Below are 18098 nucleotides of genomic sequence, written 5' to 3' on the forward strand. Positions count from 1 at the left end.
CCTCGCGTCGTCCCGTGAGCCGGTCACCGGCCCGAATGAGCACGATGACCGGCGCGGCTTCGCCTGGCGAGGAGACACGTCGCCCCTGACACCCGCCGTCCGGTAGCGCTCCTTGACCGCTGATCAAGGACGCTGGCCTTGCGCTATCTAAAGCCCGGACGACTGCGCGCTGGGAACAGCTCGCATCCGGCGCGGTCTGTGCTCAAGGGAGCGTCCCCGACGAGGTCTCGGAATCGACGGCCGAGGTCAGTCGCTCCGCTCCTGCCGCGCAATAGCGGTGGCGCTGGCGGCGGGCAGGGCGCCTTCGGGTCCCGACCATCTCCTCTCGTGCTAACCTACCAATCGCTTGGTTGGTTGATTCGGACGTCATGCCGGCTCCCAGCTTCACGCGGGGGAGCCGCCTCACTACGCAAGGAGACCTCGCGATGGAGGTACTCGTGGTCGGTGGAACCGGCATGATCGGTGTCCACACCGCCCTTCACCTGCGCGACCGGGGCGACAACGTCACCGTCGCCGCCCGAGGGGCGGTCGATGCGGCCTCGCCCGTCGCCGACCTGCCGGTCCTCCGCGGGGACTACACCCGCCAGACCTTCACCCGGGAGGACCTGGCCCCCTTCGACGCTGTCGTCTTCGCTGCGGGGCAGGACGTGCGTCACCTGCCCCGCGACGCGGACGAGACGGAGTTCTGGAAGGAGACCCAGAGCGCGGGAGTGCCGGCCTTCGCCGCGCTCGCCAAGAGCGCGGGTGTCTCCCGCTTCGTCCAGGTCGGCAGCTACTACCACCACCTGCGACCGGCCCTGGCCGACACCAGCGCCTACGTCGCCGCCCGCCGGGACGCCGACGAGGGCGCCCGGGCGCTGGCTGACGACTCCTTCACGGTCTGCACCCTCAACCCGCCCTCGATCATCGGTGCCATCCCCGGCATCACGGCCAAGCGCTACCGCCGCATGGTGTCCTGGGCGGCCGGCAACGAGCCGCAGATCCCCGACCACGCGCCGGCCGGCGGCACGAACTACATGTCGGCCCGGTCCCTGGCCGAGGCGATCGGCGGCGCGCTCGACCGCGGCACGGCGGGCGCGGCGTACCTCGTCGGTGACGCCAACCTCACGTTCACGCAGTTCTTCCAGTTGCTCGTCGACGCGGCCGGGGGCAGCCGCACCATCGCCGAGCTCGACGAGCCGCACCCCTTCATGCCCGACTCGATGATCGTCCAGGGTCGCGGGAACGTCCTCGCCTATGAACCGGATCCGGCCGAGACCGCACTGCTCGGCTACACCCGCGGTGACTGCGAGCGGGCCGTCGCCGAGCTCGTCCAGGTCGTACGCGCGGCGACCGCTCGCGCGGCGTGACCGGCCTCGACGCGGCCGACCTCACCGCGCTGCGCGCACTCTCCGAGACGTACGCCGCGGCGGCCGACGACCGTGACGCGGCAGCGATCGGCGCGCTGTTCGTTCCGGACGGCGTCCTCGTGGTTCCCGAGCCGCCGGCGCACCTCGACCCGCACGTGTCCCACGTCGGCCGCTCCGCTGTCGTGGCCGCGCTCGGGGCACTCGCCGGCACCCTGGCGACGACTCACGTCGTGGCCGGGACGCGCTACCTGCCGACGCCGACCGGGGCCCGTGGCCGGGTCCGCGGTACGGCCCACCACCTGGTCCCCGGTCGCGACGGGCCCTCGGACCTCGTCTGGTTCCTGCACTACGACGACGAGTACGCGCGTACCGCCGAAGGATGGGCCTTCACACGTCGCGCGGTGACCATCAACTGGATCGAACGCCACCGCGTCTCCGTGACCAGGGCCGACGAGGAAGGAACCGGCAGATGAGCGCCACCCGCAGGCTCGAGGGCCGGATCGCTGTCGTCACCGGCGGCGCCCTCGGGATCGGCGGCGGCATCTCCCGCCGTCTCGCCGCCGCTGGCGCCCACGTCGTCCTCGTCGACATCGACGGGGAGGCCGCCGCCGGCACCGCCGCGGACATCCGGAGCGCCGGCGGCGAGGTCGAGGTCGTCCTCGCCGACGTACGCAACGCCGACGGTGTCGCCGTCGCGGTCGCCGTCGCGGCGGCCGTCGACTCGGGGCGGGTCGACGTGCTCGTCAACAACGTCGGCGACTTCCGCCCGGCCTCCAAGACCTTCCTGCACTCGACACCCCAGCAGTGGCAGGCGCTCTACGAGATCAACCTGTGGCACGTGCTCGCGATGACCCATGCGCTGCTGCCCGGCATGGTCGACCGAGGCCGTGGCGCCATCGTCAACAACTCGACAGTCGAGGCCTTCCGGGGTATCCCGGCGTGCGCCCCGTACTCCGCCTACAACGCCGGCGTCAGCGCCTTCACCAAGAGCCTCGCCGTCGAGGTCGCCGGCCACGGGGTCCGGGTCAACGCGATCGCGCCCGACCTCGCCGACACGCCCCAGACGCCGGCCGCGGCGATGCTGCGCGGACGCGACCCGGAGCTGATCCGTACGTGGATCCCCGTCGGCCGCTTCGGCGAGCCCGACGACTACGCCGCCGTCGTCGAGTTCCTCGCCAGCGACGACGCCCGTTTCGTCACCGGGCACACGATCCCCGTCGACGGAGGGACTCTGGCCGCCTCGGGCTGGTACGCGCGTACCGACCGCAAGGGCTGGTCGAACATGCCGAACGAGGCCTGACCGTGGACGCCGGATCCCGGCGTCCACGGCCGTGCTCAGCCGCGGCGGTCGAGACCGAAGAGCTCGGCTGCCGCCGCGAGCTGGTCGAGGTATTCGGCCAGGTCACGGTGCCGTACGACGAGGTTGACCACGGTGCCCCCCGCCTCGCCGATCCGGCCGACGAGGTCCAGCGCGGCCTCGGGGGCGCCCGTCGGGTCGAGGCGGGCCGGAGGCGTGATGACGACGTCGAACCCCTCCGGCAGGTCGTGCTCGGCGAGCATCCGCGGCAGGGTCTCCAGGTCCGGCCCGCGATACGTGACGGGGGCCGGCGCCCACCCGTTGCCCAGGGTGACCGCGCGCCGGAGGGCACGCCTGCTGTGGCCACCGACCCAGATCGGGACCTTCTCCTGAACCGCGTGTGGGCTGATCACCTGCTCGGTGAAGTGGTAGTACTCCCCGTGGTAGGTCGCGAGCCGTACCGACAGGGACGCCCGCAGGGCCCGCAGGGCGTCGTCGGCCCGTGGCCCGCGGTCGGCGAACGGACGTCCGAGCAGCGCGAACTCTTCTTCCAGGTTGCCGACGTCGACGCCGAGGACGACCCGTCCGCCGCTGAGGTGGTCGAGGGTGCCGTACCGCTTGGCCAACTCGAGCGGATGGTGCAGTCCGAGCACGAGCACGTACGGCAGGAAGCGGATCCGCTCGGTGATCGCCGCGAGGTACGAGAACGTCGCGACCGGGTCGTAGAAGCGTTCACCGCGCGCCAGACCCGGTGACACGCTGACGTGCTCCGGGCAGGTGAAGAACTCGTACCCGAGCCGGTCGGCGGTCGTGAAGACCGTCCGCAACTCGGCGACCCCGGCCTCGGCCTCCCACGGGGGCCGGGGCCCGGAGTCGGCCAGGACGGGGGAGCTGAGGCCGATGCGCACGACCTCAGGCCTCGGGTTCGACGGCGCGGGCGAGGATGTCGCGGCCCTCGTCGGTGCCGTCGAGCTGGCGGTTCCAGCGGTGGGTCACCTTCCAGCCCTCGTCGGTGCGGGTGAACTCCCACCGGTTGGACCCGGTACGCCAGATCCGGTAGCCGTTCTGGTCGGGGGCGCTGAGCACGAGCTGCGAGTAGTTCGTCACGACGGCCCGGTCGCCGTCGACGACGATGTGCGGCAGCCCCATGAGGTGGGCGGCTCCGGAGTGGATCAGGGCCTGGTGCCGCTCACCGTTGACCATGCCGCGCAGCGCGTCCCGGCCGTTGAGCACGACCGGGTAGGTGTCGTACACGCCCTCCTCGGTCCACAACTGGGCGGTGATCTCGGCCGAGCCGCTGTCCACGGCGGGGCCGTAGCTGGCGACGATCCGCCAGAGGGCGATCTGGTCCTCGGCTGCGGCGAGGCGCCCTTCGGCCTGTTCGAGGCGCGCCTCGAGCAGGGCCAGCCGGTCGGGCTGCGAGTCGGTCATGGTGGTTCCTTTCGATCGGGCCTCGCCGGCCGGGCCGGTCGACGGCCGGTCAGGTCGTGGACGCGTTCGCCTCGAAGCGTTCCGGGGCGAGCTCGCGCAGCGCGGCCATCTGCTCGAGGTGATGCGCCGCCGAGGTGGCCACGAGGCTCGCGTTGACAGCGGTCGCCCCGACGGCGTCGGCCGTGCGCAGGTGCTCGCGGGAGCCGTCCGGGTCCCCGAGCGGGTCCAGCGGCGGGATCTGCAGTACGAGGTCGAAGCCGTCGGGGCGTTCCACGGAGTTCCACATGCGGGTCAGCTCCCGCGGCCCGAGGCCGAACGGCGCCCATCCGGTGCCGTACTCCACGGCGCGGCGCAGTGAGCGGCGGGTGCGCCCACCGATCCACAGCGGCACCGTGGTGCGCGGCGCGTGCGGTTCGACGACGAAGTCGGTGAACGTGAAGTGGGGTCCCTCGTGGTGCGGCACGGCCCTGCCCCACGCCGCGCGCAGGGCCGTGATCGCCTCGTCCGCGATCGCGCCGCGCCCGGCGAACTCGGCGCCGAGCAGGTCGAACTCCTCTTCGAGGCTGCCGACCCCGATCCCGAGGACGACGCGTCCGCCGCTGAGCAGGTCGAGGGTGCCGTAGGTCTTGGCGAGGGCGAGCGGATGGTGGTAGCCGATGACCACGACGTTCGTCGCGAGCCGGACGCGGCGCGTCGCCGAGGCGAGGAACGACAGCGTGGCCACGGGGTCGAAGTACGTCGCGCCCCGCTCGACGGCGATCGGGGCGGGCACGGCGACGTGCTCGCTGCATGTCAGATGGTGGTAGCCCAGGTCGTCGGCGGCGCGGGCGACGGCGAGCAGCGCACCGCCGACGTCCGGGCCGGACAGGACGTCCCGTTCCCAGGCGGCCGCGGTGCGCGGATGTTGGACGACGACCGGGGTGAGCAGCCCGACGCGTGCGGTCATGACAGGGTCTCCGATCCGGCGACGCCGCGCGTCGCGCTGGTGGGTCCGCCGGTCGCGGGCGGGGTGCTGGAGGCGGCGCTCGTCGGGATGAGCCGGAGGCGTTCGAGCAACGCGCCGAAGTCCTCGTCGTCGTCCGGGTCGAGCGGCAGCCCGAGCCCGAGCCCGTCGGCGATCCCGCCGTAGGCCTGCCCGAGTACGTCCGGCAGTTCGGCGTAGGTGCCGTGCGGGATGAGCGTGGCCAGGGTCTCGTCGTCGAGGGTGCCGGCGAGTCCCGTCCAGCGCCCGGAGGCGGCCATCGCGGCGAGCCGTTCGCCGACCCGGCCCAGGCCGAGCCGGTCCAGGGTGGTGCGGTAGGCGGGTGTGGAGAAGAGGAACGCCAGCTCCTGGCGCGCGGAGTCGCGGGTCGCGGCGAGCGCGGCCGGCGTCGGACCGGTGATCGACTTGGACACCACGACGACCCGGGGGAGACCCGCGCGTCCGGCCCGCTCGGCCCCGGCGCGCAGCGCGGGGAGCACGACTGTGCGCAGGTGACTCGGGTGTGAGTTCGTCGCGTGGGTGACGAAGCCGTCGGCGAGTTCGCCGGCCACCTCGCAGACGCGGCGGTTGACGCCGCCGGTGTAGAGCGCCGGGGCGGCGGTCGACAGCGGGCCGGGATTGAAGTACGGCTGGAGCCGGGTGAAGCGGTAGTGGCTGCCCTCGTGCTCCAGGGGCTCACCGGTGCTGAACGAGGCGAAGATCGCCCGGATCGAGGCGAGGTAGTCGCGCAGGTTCTCGACCGGCCGCTCCCACGGCACCGAGAAGCGGCCGACGATGTTGCCCCGCACCTGGGTGGCCAGACCGAGCTGGAAGCGGCCCTCGGAGAACCGCGCGAGGTCCCACGCGGCGTACGCGGTCACCATCGGGCTGCGGGGGAAGGCCAGCGTCATGCTGGTGCGTACGGTGATCCGGCTGGTGTGCTCGGCGGCGAGCAGCGCGACCGCCAGGGAGTCGTGCGTCGTCTCGGGGATGTGCACGGTGTCGAAGCCGAGCCGTTCGATGCGTGCCACGACCGCGGGCACCTCGCGCAGCGCCGTCGTCGGCGGCAGCGTCGTGGTCAGCTCCATCCGGGCGGCGGGTGTCTGTGGTGTCGTCACGGGATGCGGCCCTCCAGGGTGGCGTCGACGACCTCGTCGCCGTTGACGATCCGGGCGAGTTTCTCCAGCCGGGGCGCGCGCCGCAGGTGGGCCCCGCCCTCGACGGGCAGGCAGGCGCCGGTGATCCATGAGGAGCCGGGACCGCACAGGAAGCGGACCGCGGCGGCGACGTCCTCGGCGCGCCCGATCCGCGACAGGGGCTTCTCGGCGACGGTCGCGGCGGCCAGCTCGGGGTCGGCCAGCAGCAGGCCCGGGTTGGCCCCGTCGGTGGCGACGATGCCGGGGCGTACGACGTTGACCCGTACCGCGAGGTGGCCGAGTTCGTCGGCGGCGACCCGGACGAGTGCCTCGAGCGCGGCCTTGCTCACCGAGTACGACGGCATGAACGGGAAGGAGTGCCCGCCGGCGCTCGACGAGGTGCACACGATCGCGCCGCCACCGTGCGCGGCCAGGGCCTGTCCGCCGTGCCGGATGGCGTGCAGCGCGGTGGTGACGTTGCGCCGGAAGTCGTGTTCGAGGGTCTCGGCGTCGAGGGCGAGCACGGGACGGAAGGTGCCGCCGCCGACAGTGGTGACGACGGCCGCGAGCGGGGTCTCGTCGGCGGCGCGTACCGCGACTGCCACGTCCTGCTCCTGGGTGGAGTCGCCGGCGCTGATCCGTACCGGTAAAGCTCCGGGGGCGTCCGCGGCGATCGTCTCGGCCGCCGCCCGCAGCGTCGCCTCGGTCCGTCCCATGATCGTCACGGCGGCCCCGTCGGCGGCCAGCGCGGCGGCGATGGCGCGGCCGAAGCCGCCGCCTCCGCCGATGACGAGCGCGCCGCGGCCGGCGAGCGGGCCGGGTGCGGCGGTGCTCGGGTGGGGATCCGTGCTCATGCCTGCTCCCTCGACGGCCGGCGGAACTTCTCCCGCGTGGACGGGTCGTCCATGAGGACGAAGGTGCCCGTGGCCGTGACGCACGTGAGGTCCCCGACGCGCAGCTCGCCGGAGCTGCGCACCTTGCGTCCGTCGCGCCCGTCGTGCCGGGCCAGGATCGTGATCGTCGAGCCGATCGGGATGGCCGCGCGGAAGGAGATGTCGAGCCCGACGGTCACCGCGGCGTATCCGGCGCGGGCGTTGGCGATGCCGAGGGCGTGGTCCATGAGCATGGCCGAGGTGCCGCCGTGCACGTGCCCGGGTGGCCCCTGAAAGGCAAGCCTCAGGGTGACTTCCCCGCGTAGTGAGCCGTCCGGTTCGACCCAGAGGGCCACCGGCGGCGACAGCGGGTTCTCGGTGCCGCCGGCGGGGTCGAAGCGGCCCGGGCCGGGCTGGCGCCACATTGTCGCGATCCGCTCGGAGAGGTCCGGGGCGTGGGCGTCGATCCGGGCGGTGAGCGCGTCGAGGTCGGCCACGATCCGGTTGGCGTCGGCGTCGACGGCTCCGCCCGCGCGCGTGATCGCGTCGATGAGCCGGCGGGTGGCCGAGGCGACCGCGTCGATGCCGGTGTCGCGGGGCTGTGCCGTGGCGAGGGGGGCTTCCACAGTGCGGACTCCTTTGGCGCGCATCAAGCAATCAAGCGCTTGCTTGATGCGCACCTTAGCGACCTGATCGCGAGCTGGCAACGGTTGCGCGCCGCGTGCCGCCCCTTGTCGATCATGCTGCCGTTCGCCTATTGACGTGCCCGCACGCTGCCCCTACGGTTCCCAATCGAGCGCTTGTTTGGATCGCGAACGGCCGCAACACCGCCAGCCTCGGGGCGCGGATGCCGATCAGTTCCGGGCAGGCGCTCCACATCAGCGCCGCCACCCATCACCTCCATGACCGTCGCGCCCGCACGGCCGCCGCCGAACGACCTCGGCGGCAAACCCGGCGCCCTCCGGGGCACCCGGGAACCCGCCGGTGACCCGCGGAGCCGCTCCCGCTCCCGGGCCGAAGGTCAGGAAAGGAACACTGTGTCTCGCCTCCCGCGCCGCCGACGCCTCGCCGTCGCCGCGAGCCTGCTCGCCGCCACCCTCGTCGTCGGAGCCTGCTCCGCCACCCCGACCAGCGACCCCGGTGCCACCACGGGTGAGATCGACCCCAACGCCGTCCTGCGGGTGAGCGCCTCGTCGCCGTTCCAGAACCTCGACCCGGCGCAGCCGGCCCCCGGCGGCTACCCCTACCTGACGCTGATCTACGACCGGCTCACCATGGTCGACTCCACGGACCAGGTCGTCCCCGGCCTGGCCAAGAAGTGGACCTACGCCGAGGACGGCTCCTACCTCGAACTCGCCCTGCGCGACGACGTCAAGTTCCACGACGGGACGCCCTTCGACGCCAACGCCGTCAAGGTCAACATCGAGCGCGGCCAGACGCTGCCCACGAGCACCATCAAGCAGGATCTCGCCAGCATCACCGGCGTCACAGTCGTCGACGCGCACACCGTGCGCCTCGACCTCAAGCCGGGCACCGGCGCCGTGCTCCCCTCGGCCCTGGCCACCGCCGCCGGGATGATGGTCTCGCCCAAGGCGATCGCCGACGGCGTCGACCTCAAGCGCGCCCCCGGCAACGCCGGCTCGGGCCCGTACGTCGCCACCGAGTTCGTCCCCAATGAGAAGTACGTCGTCAAGCGCGCCGAGGGCACCTACTGGGACCCCAACGCCGGACGCCTCGCCGGCATGGAGATCACCCGGGTCCCCGAGGGCGCCACCCGGCTCAACGGCGTCATCAGCGGTCAGACCGACCTCAGCTTCGTCTCCTCGGCCAACGAGATCACCCAGGCCCGCCAGCTCGGCGAGACCGGCCAGCTCAAGGTGACCACCCGCCCGTTCCGCAACGTCCTCGGCATCCTGCTGCGCGCCAACATGGGCGACCTCAAGGACAAGCGGGTCCGTGAGGCCATCGCGCGTTCGGTCGACCCGGCCGCCATCCGCGCGCTCTTCGCCGACACCTGCACACCCACCCGCAGCATCTACCCGAACAGCCCGTGGGAGGACCCGGCGGCGACCTACCCGTACGAGTTCGACCTGGCCAAGGCCAAGGCGCTGATCGCCGAGGCCGGCGGGGCCAAGGTGACGATCAGCTTCTCCGCCGGCACCAACACCGAGCAGCCCGCCACCGCCATCCAGGCCGCCATGTCCCAGGCCGGCATCGACGCGAAGCTCAACCCGACGCCGAACTCCGAGACCGAGGCCCGCTTCATCGCCGGCGACTTCGAGCTCGAGGTGTCCAACACCTTCAACCCGCGTCTCGACCCGGCGGGCACTGTCGACAACTACCTCACCGGCAACTACAAGCTCGCCACCGACCCCGAGGTCATCGGCCCGATCGCGGCCAAGGCCGCCGACCCCCGCTCCAGCGCCGAGGAGCGTGCCAAGCAGTACCACCAGCTGTGGGAGCGGCTGTTCACCGAGGCGTGGTTCATCCCGATCTGCAACCTCACCAGCGCCACCATCGCCTCCCCGAAGGTCGTCGGGGCCGAGCAGCTGCCGTGGACCAACCTCGGCCTGTTCGACCTGCGGACCGTGGCGATGACGAAGGGCTGAGTGTCAGGCGCCCGCCGTCCGCCACCGCGAGCGGCCGACCCGAAGAAAGGTAGCCAGAGCCAGTGAACCGTCCCACCGCAGCCACCCCGCTCCTGCCCGCCCTGTCCCGCCTGCTCGACGAGCAGCCGGACCTCACCCTCACCCTCGCCGGCGCCCCGTTCACAGTGGCCGATCTCGATGCCGCGTCGCGTCGCCTCGCCGGGTTCCTCGCCGACCGCGTCGCTCCCGGCGACCGGGTCGTCGTCCTCGCCCGCAACGGCCGCCTGGCCCTGCTCTCCTGGTGGGCGACGACGCTCTGTGGCGGTTTCGTCGTTCCGCTGAACACGAGCAACCGTGGCCCCGTACTGGCCCACCAGGTGCTCGACGCCGACCCGGTCGCGATGATCGTCGAGGACGAGTTCGTGCCCGTCCTGGACGACGCCCTCATCGGCACGGAGCTACGGGTGCCGGTCCTCGTCGGCGCCCCCATCCGGCCCGCCTCGGGCCCGGCGCCCGCCTGGGCCACCGAGGTCGTCGACTTCGACGCCGCCGTCGCTGAGGGATCGGCGGTGACGACCACCCCGGACCTCGACGCGTACGCCACCAGCCACCTCATCTACACGGCCGGCACGACCGGGCCGTCCAAGGCGTGCATGGTCAGCCACGGCTACGTGGCGAACATGGCCCGCCAGATGCACGAGAACCTCGAACGCCACTCCGGCGACGTCCTGTGGACGGCGATGCCGCTGTTCCACATGGCCGCCGTCGGGCACGTCATGGGTTCGCTCCAGCTCGGCTCGGCCATCGACCTCGCGTCGCGCTTCTCGGTCCGGGGCTTCTGGGACGAGATCCTGCGCAGCCGCGCGACAATGGCCGCGCTCATGGGCTCGATGCTGCCGATGATCGCCGGTGCCCCCGACTCCGAGGCCGCCCGCGAGGCCTTCGGCCGGCTGCGCGTCGTGTCCGGCTCGCCGGTCACCGCCGAGCTCGCCGCTCGCTGGGCGGAGCGCTTCGGCGTCGAACGGGTCGGCTCGGGCGCCTACGGCCTGACCGAGGCCTGCCTGATCACCCTCACCCCACCCGGGGGTTACCGCGCCGGGAGCGCGGGCAAGATCAACGACTCCTTCGAGGTACGCATCGTCGACGAGCACGACAACCCGCTGCCCGTCGGCGAGGTCGGCGAGATCGTCGCCCGTCCCAACCGTCCGGCGATCATGTTCAACGGCTACTGGCGTGAGCCGGAGAAGACGCTGGAGGTCTTCCGGGGCCTGTGGTTCCACTGCGGTGACTACGGCCGTCTCGACGAGGACGGCTACCTCTACTTCGTCGACCGTGGCAAGGACTACCTGCGCCGCGGCGGCGAGAACATCTCCAGCTTCGAGATCGAGGGCATCGTCGCGACCCACCCGGCCGTCGGCGAGGTCGCCGTCCACGCGGTCCCCTCCCCGCTGGCCGAGGACGACCTCAAGGTGACTGTCGTGCCCGCGCCCGGTGCGGAGATCGACCCGGCGGAGCTCTTCGAGTGGCTGCACCCGCGGATCCCGCGGTACGCCGTCCCCTCCCACATCGAGGTCCGCACCGAACTGCCCAAGAACGCCGTCGGGCGGGTCCTCAAGCGGGTCCTGCGCGAGGAGGGCGTGACCGCGCGGACGTGGAGCACGGACCCCCGTGCCGTGACCGGCCTCCCGGTCCCGGCCGGCACCCGGGAACAGGCGTGAGCGGCGCCCCCGGCCGGCGGTTCGAGGGACCGCTGGCCGGCCTGCGCCTGCTCGAACTCGGTGGGCAGGGGCCGGTGCCGTTCGCGACGATGATGCTCGCCGACCTGGGCGCCCAGGTGGTCCGGGTCGACCCGCCGGGTGAGCCCGACCGGCGCGAGCGCGCGCAGGTCAACGCGATCGACAGGGGCCGTACGACAGTCACGCTCGACCTGAAGTCCGAGGCCGACCGGGCGCTCGTGCACCGGCTGCTCGCCGACGCGGACGTGCTGCTCGACCCGTTCCGGCCCGGGGTGCTCGAACGTCTCGGCCTGGCCCCGGCCGAACTCACCGAGCGGTACCCGCGCCTGGTCGTGGCGCGGATGACCGGCTGGGGCCAGGACGGCCCCCTCGCCGCGGCCGCCGGACACGACCTCAACTACATCGCCGTCTCCGGGGTGCTCGACACGATCGGCCTGCCCGACACCGGCCCCGTCGTGCCGCCGATGTATCTGGCCGACTTCGCCGGCGGCGGCATGGTGCTGGCCTTCGGTGTGCTGGCGGCCCTGCAGGAGCGTGTCTCCTCCGGGCGTGGGCAGGTCGTGGACGCCTCGATGCTCGAGGGCAGCGCGCTGCTCACCGTCGTCATCCACTCGATGCACGCGCGGGGCGCCTGGAACCTCACCCGTGGCACGAACTACCTCGACGGCGGGGCGCACTTCTACCGGGTGTACCGCACCGCCGATGACAAGTTCATGTCCGTGGCGGCCATCGAGGCGAAGTTCTACCGCGCGTTCCTGCGCACCCTCGGCCTCGATCCGGAGGGCGGGCCGGGGCAGTTCGACGAGTCGGGGTGGGCCGGCTGGGCCGAGCGGATCGCGTCGGTCTTCGCCGGACGCACCCGGCAGGAGTGGACCAGCGTCTTCGAGAGCGTCGACGCGTGCGTGCACCCGGTGCTGGACATCGCCGAGTCGGCCGAGCACCCGCAGGTGCGTGCCCGGGGCGGCGTGGTCGAGGTCGAGGGGGTCGCCCAGCCGGCCCCCACGCCCCGGTTCTCGCGTACGCCCGCGGGCGTCCCACGGGCCCCGCGCCGGCGTGGTGAGGACACCGACCGGGTGCGCTCGGCGCTCGCCGCGAGCAGCCCGTGGGAAGCGTTGTCAAGGTCTTGACCTGCGGCAAGCCTCACTCTACGCTTCGACCAAGCGCTTGCTTGATTGCTGCCTCGCATTCGCCGACGGACGAGACGGAGCAAACGTCAATGACGACACAGGCCCCGGTGGCCCGGAACTCGGGACCCGCCGTCTTCGCCGACATCGTGCGCGCCCGCACGGGTGACGACCATCCCGGCCTGCTCTTCGAAGGCCGCACCATCACCTGGGGCCGGATCGTGCAGGAAGCAGCCGACCGGGCCGCCGCACTGAACGACGTGCCCCGGCCCGACGGCAGGCCACTGCACATCGGACTGCTCCTGGAGAACACCCCCGACTACGTGTACTGGATCTGTGCGGCCGCACTGGCCGGCGCCACAGTGGTCGGGATCAACCCGACCCGGCGTGGCGCCGAGCTGGCCCACGACGTGCGGCACACCGACACCGACCTGCTCCTCACCGAGGACCGCCTCGCCGGCCTCGTCGACGGGCTCGACCTGGGCATCCCCGCCGGGCAGGTGCGCAACATCGACTCCCCGGAGTACGCCGCCTGGCTGGCCCGGCACGCCGGCGCGCCGGTACCCACCGCCGAGGTCGACCCGCGCGCCAACCTGCTGCTCATGTTCTCCTCGGGCTCGACCGGGGCGCCCAAGGCGGTCATCTGCTCCCACGGGCGCCTCGCCGCGGTCTCCGAGGCGCTGCTGACCCGCACCGAGCTGACCCGCGACTCGATCAGCTACATGTCGATGCCGTTGTTCCACGGCAACGCCGTCATGCTCAACCTCGGCCCCGCCATGGTCTGCGGCGCGACCATCTGCATGGTTCGCAAGTTCTCCGCGTCCGGCTTCGTACGCGACGTGCACGAGCACGGCGTGACCTACTTCAACTACGTCGGCCGAGCCCTCGCCTACATCCTGGCCCAGCCGGTCGACCCTCGCGACGCGACGAGCACGCTGCGGCGCGCCGTCGGCACCGAGGCCTCGGCCGCCGACATCGCCCGCTTCGCCGAGCGCTTCGGTGTCGTCATCTCCGAAGGCTACGGCTCCAGCGAGGGCGTCATGCGGATCAACCGCACCCCCGAGACGCCGGCCGAGGCGCTCGGCGTGGCCGTCGCCGGCGCCGAGATCAAGGTCATGAACGAGGAGACCGGGCTGGAGTGCCCCCCGGCCGTGCTCGATGGGACCGGGCGGCTCCTCAACGCCGACGAGGCCATCGGCCAGCTCGTCGGCGTCGGCATGGCTGCCCGGTTCGAGGGCTACTACAAGAACCCCGAGGCCGCCGCCGAGCGGATCCGCGGCGAGGACTTCTGGTCCGGCGACCTGGCCTACCGCGACGCCGACGGCTACTTCTACTTCGCCGGCCGCTCCTCGGACTGGATCCGCGTCGACAGCGAGAACTTCGCGGCCGGGCCCGCCGAGCGGATCATCGAGCGCTGGGACCGGGTGGCGGTCGCCCCCGTCTTCGCCGTGCCCGACCCGCGTACCGGCGACCAGGTCATGTGCGCGATCCAACTGCGTGGCGGCGCCACCTTCGACCCGGAGGCGTTCACCGCCTTCCTCGACGAGCAGGCCGACCTCGGCACCAAGTGGCGGCCCCGCTTCGTGCGGATCGTCGACCAGATCCCGAGCACGGGCAACGGCAAGGTCGCCAAGCAGGTCCTACGCCGTACCGCCTGGGTCACGACCGACCCCGTCTACGTCCGCGACGGCGCGTCCACCGCGTACCGCCCGCTGACCGAGGCGGACGTCCGGGACCTCGAGAAGCAGTTCGCCGACAACGGACGTGCCGCGCTCCTGCCGGCCACCTGACCTGCCGGTCCGCCCGGCACACCGACTGGCGCCCACGCCCCGAGAATGAGGAACATCCATGTACCTGGAGTACACCCCCGAGCAGCGAGAGCTGAGCAGGGAGCTGCGAGCCTACTTCGCGCGCCTGCTCACGCCTGAGGTCCGCGAGGCGCTCGGCGGCACCAACGAGGACCGCCCGGCCTACCGCGAGATCATCCGTCAGATCGGCAAGGACGGCCTGCTCGGGCTCGGCTGGCCCACGGAGTACGGCGGCCAGGGCCGCCCGGCGATCGACCAGTACATCCTCTTCGACGAGATCAACCGGGCCCAGGCGCCGTTCCCCTTCGTCACCATCAACAACATCGGCCCGATGCTGATGCGCTACGGCACCGAGGAGCAGAAGCGCGCGTACCTGCCGGGCATGCTGACCGGCGACGTCATCTTCGCCATCGGCTACAGCGAGCCGGGCTCCGGCACCGACCTCGCCTCGCTGAGCGCCAGGGCCGAGGCCACGCCCGACGGTGGCTGGGTCGTCAACGGCCAGAAGGTGTTCACCAGCGGTGTCAGCCAGGCCGACTTCGTCTGGATGGCCGTGCGCACCGACCCCGCCGCCCCGAAGCACAAGGGCATCACCATCCTCATCGTGCCGACGTCGGACCCGGGCTTCAGCTGCACGCCGATCGCCACCAGCGGCATCACCCACACCAACGCCTCCTACTACGAGGACGTACGCGTCGGCCCGGAGGCCCTCGTGGGCGAGGTCAACGGCGGCTGGCGCCTCATCACCGGCCAGCTCGGTCACGAGCGGGTGGGCCTGGCCGCGATGGGCGGGCGCACCGAGCAGCTGTGGACCGACGTCGCCGCGTGGGCCGCCGAGCCCGACGCCGACGGCAACCGCGTCCTCGACAAGCCGTGGGTACGCACGGAGCTGGCCCGCGACTACGCGGAGCTGACCGCGATGCGCCTGCTCAACTGGAAGATCGCCGTAGTGGGGGAGGGCCAGAACCCGGCGCCCGCCGCCGCGTCGGTCGCCAAGGTCTACGGCACGGAGACCCACGACCGGGTCTGCCGCAACCTCGTCTCCGTCGTCGGGCCCCGCGCGACCCGGCGGCCCGGCGCGCCGGACGCCGTCCTCGGCGGGCAGCTGGAGGCGTACACCCGCGGCTCCTACATCAACACCTTCGGCGGCGGCACCAACGAGGTGCTGCGCGACATGATCGCGGTCGCCGGTCTCGGCATGCCGAGGAAGGGACGTTCCGCATGAGCACCACGACGCAGGCCCCCGCCCTCGACGCCACCGACCAGGACGCCTTCCTCGCCCGCCTGCGCGAGTTCGTCGGCCTCGAGGCCACGCCCACCCGCTACGCCCAGGACGCCGTCAACCAGGCGATGATCCGCCACTTCGTCGAGGCGATGGGCGACGAGAACCCCGTCTACGTCGACGACCAGGCCGCGCGTGACACCGGCCGCGAGGGTGTCGTCGCCCCGCCGCCGATGCTGTCCACCTGGCTCATGGTCGGCTACAAGGCCCACACGGCCGCCGCCGCGGGCGCCGCGCCGGACACCCCGATGGCCCGGCTGCTCGCGCTCCTCGCTGACGCCGGCTTCGTCGGGGTCGTCGCGACCAACGACGAGCACGAGTACGTGCGCGAGCTGCGTCTGGGCGACGAGATCAAGATGACGACTGTCATCGAGGACGTCTCCCCGCGCAAGACCACGGGGCTGGGCACCGGCCACTTCATCACGACGCTGCGCACCTACACCGACCAGAACGACGAGGTCGTGGCTCGCCAGCGCTTCCGCATCCTGCGCTTCGACCCGTCCCGTGCCAAGCCCGCGGCGCCGGCCGCCGCCGACCCGGCGCTGCGGCACAAGCCGTTCATCCTGCGCGACAACGCGTTCTGGTTCGAGGCCGCCGCACAGCGTCGCCTCGTCATCCAGGCCTGCACCGACTGCGGCACGCTGCGCCACCCGCCCGGCCCGATCTGCCCCTCCTGCCACTCGTACGCGTGGCACGAGGTCGAGGCGAGCGGCCGGGGCACTGTGCACAGCTACGTCGTCAGCCACCACCCGAAGGCTCCCGGGTACGACTACCCGCTCACCGTCGTGCTCGTCGACCTCGAAGAGGGCACCCGCCTCGTCGCCGACTTCGCCGGGGAGGCCGAGGAGGTCGAGATCGGCATGCCCGTGCAGGTCGACTGGCTCGACTACGACGAGAACCTCACGCTGCCGCGTTTCCGGGCCGCGACCTCCGCACCGGAGCCCACAGAAGAGGAAGGGAACTGATGGACTTCCAGCTCGCCGAGGAGCAGGTCACTGTCAACGACCTGGCGCGCGACGTGTTCTCGCGCAACGGCGACCCGCAGCGGCTCTTCGACATCGAGGCCGGCCCGGACCGCTTCGACCGCGTCCTGTACCGCGACCTGGCCGAGTCCGGCATCCTCGGGCTGCCCGTGCCCGAGGAGCACGGCGGCGCCGGGCTGGGCCTGTGGGAGATCGCCGGGGTCTTCGTCGAACAGGGCCGCACGCTGGGCACCGTCCCGCTGTGGGAGACCCTCGTCGGCGGCGTCCTGCCGCTGCTGCGCTACGGCAACGCCAAGCAGCAGGCCGAGTGGCTGCCCCGTGTCGCCGCCGGGGACGCAGTCCTCACCGTCGCCGTCGACGACCTGACCGACGCCCGGCCGTACGGCGCCCACGTCCGCGCGCGGTCCGGCGCCGAGCCAGGCGGTGACGGGGTCACCCTGAGCGGCACCGCGGTCGGCGTCCGTTCGGCGCACCTCGCCGACGCGATCATCGTCCCGGCCGCCGACGAGGCGGGCGCGGTCGGGCTCTACCTCGTGCCGACCGCCGGCGCCGGGGTACGCCGGGACACCTTCGAGCGCACCGACCGCGGACTCGCCTCCGACGTGCGCTTCGACGGCGCCGCCGCGGGGCTGCTCGCCGAGGGCCCCGAGGAGGACCGGCTCGACTGGCTGCTGCGCCAGGTCTGGACCGCCGTGGCGGCTCTGCAGAGCGGCATCAGTCAGGCCGCCGTACGCCAGGCCGCCGACTACACCTCGGGCCGTGAGCAGTTCGGGGTGCCGATCGCGACCTTCCAGGCCGTCGCCCACCAGCTCGCCGACTGCCACATCGACACCGAGGCGATGGAGGTCACCTACCTCAACGCGCTCTGGCGCGAGACCACCGGGCGGCCGTCCCGTGCGGCAGTGCACGTCGCGAAGTACTGGGCCGCCGAGGCGGGCGACCGCGTCGCGCGCACCGTGCAGCACGTGCACGGCGGCATGGGCGCCGACGTCACCTATCCGGTCCACCGCTACATGCTCTGGACCACGCAGCTGGCCAACACCGCCGGCTCGGGGGCCTGGCACCTGCAGCAGCTCGCGGACCTCGTCGGCGAGGGGGAGCAGCTGTGAGCGGCACGCAGATCACCATCGAGCAGGTGAGCCTCGGCGACACGCTGCCGGAGCTCGAGATCCCGCTGACCCGGACCGTCATCGTCGCCGGCGCCCTCGCGACCCGCGACTACGAGGACGTGCACCACGACCCGGCCCAGGCCGAGCGTCGCGGCACCCCCGACACGTACATGAGCATCAACCACACCAACGGGCTCGTCGGCCGCTACATCACCGACTGGGCCGGCCCCGCCGCGCGCATGGTGCGCCTGAGCACCCGCCTCGGGGTGCCGAACTTCCCGGGTGACGTGATGCGGCTGACCGGCGAGGTCGTCGGCGTCGAGGAGGACACCGTGCGCGTCGCGGTGCGTGGCATGAACAGCAAGGGTGGGCACGCCATCTCCGAGGTGACGGTGCGCCTGCCCCGTGGATCGGAGCAGTGA

Annotated in this window: 17 protein-coding genes; 11 read left to right on the forward strand and 6 right to left on the reverse strand. The window is 72.4% G+C overall.

Annotated features, from left to right (window positions below; all coding sequences use genetic code 11):
- Window positions 1-425: 425 nt before the first annotated feature.
- The 3 genes from MicB006_RS28215 to MicB006_RS28225 are packed head-to-tail and all read left to right on the forward strand — an operon-like array spanning window position 426 to window position 2649.
- A complete protein-coding gene (locus MicB006_RS28215) occupies window positions 426-1349 on the forward strand; it encodes an NAD(P)-dependent oxidoreductase (protein WP_116510154.1) in 924 nt (307 codons plus the stop codon).
- Window positions 1346-1822, forward strand: a complete 477-nt coding sequence (locus MicB006_RS28220; RefSeq protein WP_161565968.1) for a nuclear transport factor 2 family protein — start codon at window positions 1346-1348, stop codon at window positions 1820-1822. The genes MicB006_RS28215 and MicB006_RS28220 overlap by 4 nt, the downstream gene beginning before the upstream one ends.
- A complete protein-coding gene (locus tag MicB006_RS28225; protein WP_116510158.1) occupies window positions 1819-2649 on the forward strand; it encodes an SDR family NAD(P)-dependent oxidoreductase in 831 nt (276 codons plus the stop codon). Before MicB006_RS28220 ends, MicB006_RS28225 begins: the two co-directional genes overlap by 4 nt.
- 35 nt (window positions 2650-2684) lie before the next feature.
- Here the strand turns inward: MicB006_RS28225 and MicB006_RS28230 are convergent, their stop codons facing one another.
- Genes MicB006_RS28230 through MicB006_RS28255 form a run of 6 tightly spaced genes read right to left on the reverse strand, consistent with a single transcriptional unit; the run spans window position 2685 to window position 7672 of the window.
- On the reverse strand, window positions 2685-3554 hold the full coding sequence (locus tag MicB006_RS28230; RefSeq protein ID WP_116510159.1) for a TIGR03619 family F420-dependent LLM class oxidoreductase: 870 nt from the start codon (window positions 3552-3554) through the stop codon (window positions 2685-2687).
- Window positions 3555-3558: 4 nt separating this feature from the next.
- Window positions 3559-4077: a nuclear transport factor 2 family protein gene (locus MicB006_RS28235; protein ID WP_116510161.1), complete on the reverse strand. Its 519-nt coding sequence runs from the start codon at window positions 4075-4077 to the stop codon at window positions 3559-3561.
- A gap of 49 nt (window positions 4078-4126) precedes the next feature.
- Complete coding sequence (locus tag MicB006_RS28240) at window positions 4127-5023, reverse strand: LLM class F420-dependent oxidoreductase (RefSeq protein ID WP_116510163.1); 897 nt, start codon at window positions 5021-5023, stop codon at window positions 4127-4129.
- Complete coding sequence (locus tag MicB006_RS28245; RefSeq protein ID WP_225980547.1) at window positions 5020-6156, reverse strand: TIGR03617 family F420-dependent LLM class oxidoreductase; 1137 nt, start codon at window positions 6154-6156, stop codon at window positions 5020-5022. Before MicB006_RS28245 ends, MicB006_RS28240 begins: the two co-directional genes overlap by 4 nt.
- Complete coding sequence (locus MicB006_RS28250; protein ID WP_116510166.1) at window positions 6153-7028, reverse strand: SDR family NAD(P)-dependent oxidoreductase; 876 nt, start codon at window positions 7026-7028, stop codon at window positions 6153-6155. Before MicB006_RS28250 ends, MicB006_RS28245 begins: the two co-directional genes overlap by 4 nt.
- A complete protein-coding gene (locus MicB006_RS28255; protein WP_161565969.1) occupies window positions 7025-7672 on the reverse strand; it encodes a PaaI family thioesterase in 648 nt (215 codons plus the stop codon). Before MicB006_RS28255 ends, MicB006_RS28250 begins: the two co-directional genes overlap by 4 nt.
- Window positions 7673-8083: 411 nt before the next feature.
- Here MicB006_RS28255 and MicB006_RS28260 point away from each other — a divergent pair, with 411 nt between their 5' ends.
- From MicB006_RS28260 to MicB006_RS28295, 8 genes are all read left to right on the forward strand, one after another.
- Window positions 8084-9655, forward strand: coding sequence for an ABC transporter substrate-binding protein (locus tag MicB006_RS28260; RefSeq protein WP_161565970.1), 1572 nt, complete (start codon window positions 8084-8086; stop codon window positions 9653-9655).
- A gap of 62 nt (window positions 9656-9717) precedes the next feature.
- Window positions 9718-11352, forward strand: coding sequence for an AMP-binding protein (locus tag MicB006_RS28265; RefSeq protein ID WP_116510172.1), 1635 nt, complete (start codon window positions 9718-9720; stop codon window positions 11350-11352).
- Window positions 11349-12497: a CaiB/BaiF CoA-transferase family protein gene (locus MicB006_RS28270; protein ID WP_116510174.1), complete on the forward strand. Its 1149-nt coding sequence runs from the start codon at window positions 11349-11351 to the stop codon at window positions 12495-12497. The genes MicB006_RS28265 and MicB006_RS28270 overlap by 4 nt, the downstream gene beginning before the upstream one ends.
- A gap of 89 nt (window positions 12498-12586) precedes the next feature.
- A complete protein-coding gene (locus MicB006_RS28275) occupies window positions 12587-14284 on the forward strand; it encodes an AMP-binding protein (RefSeq protein WP_116510176.1) in 1698 nt (565 codons plus the stop codon).
- Between the two features lie 58 nt (window positions 14285-14342).
- Window positions 14343-15527, forward strand: a complete 1185-nt coding sequence (locus MicB006_RS28280; protein WP_116510178.1) for an acyl-CoA dehydrogenase family protein — start codon at window positions 14343-14345, stop codon at window positions 15525-15527.
- Window positions 15524-16549: a bifunctional MaoC family dehydratase N-terminal/OB-fold nucleic acid binding domain-containing protein gene (locus MicB006_RS28285; RefSeq protein WP_116510180.1), complete on the forward strand. Its 1026-nt coding sequence runs from the start codon at window positions 15524-15526 to the stop codon at window positions 16547-16549. Before MicB006_RS28280 ends, MicB006_RS28285 begins: the two co-directional genes overlap by 4 nt.
- A complete protein-coding gene (locus MicB006_RS28290) occupies window positions 16549-17676 on the forward strand; it encodes an acyl-CoA dehydrogenase family protein (RefSeq protein ID WP_116510182.1) in 1128 nt (375 codons plus the stop codon). The genes MicB006_RS28285 and MicB006_RS28290 overlap by 1 nt, the downstream gene beginning before the upstream one ends.
- Entirely contained in the window at window positions 17673-18098 is a 426-nt protein-coding gene (locus MicB006_RS28295; protein ID WP_225980549.1) for a MaoC/PaaZ C-terminal domain-containing protein, read from the forward strand. The genes MicB006_RS28290 and MicB006_RS28295 overlap by 4 nt, the downstream gene beginning before the upstream one ends.

The sequence above is a fragment of the Micromonospora sp. B006 genome (genome assembly GCF_003408515.1).
Lineage (GTDB): Bacteria > Actinomycetota > Actinomycetes > Mycobacteriales > Micromonosporaceae > Micromonospora > Micromonospora echinospora_A.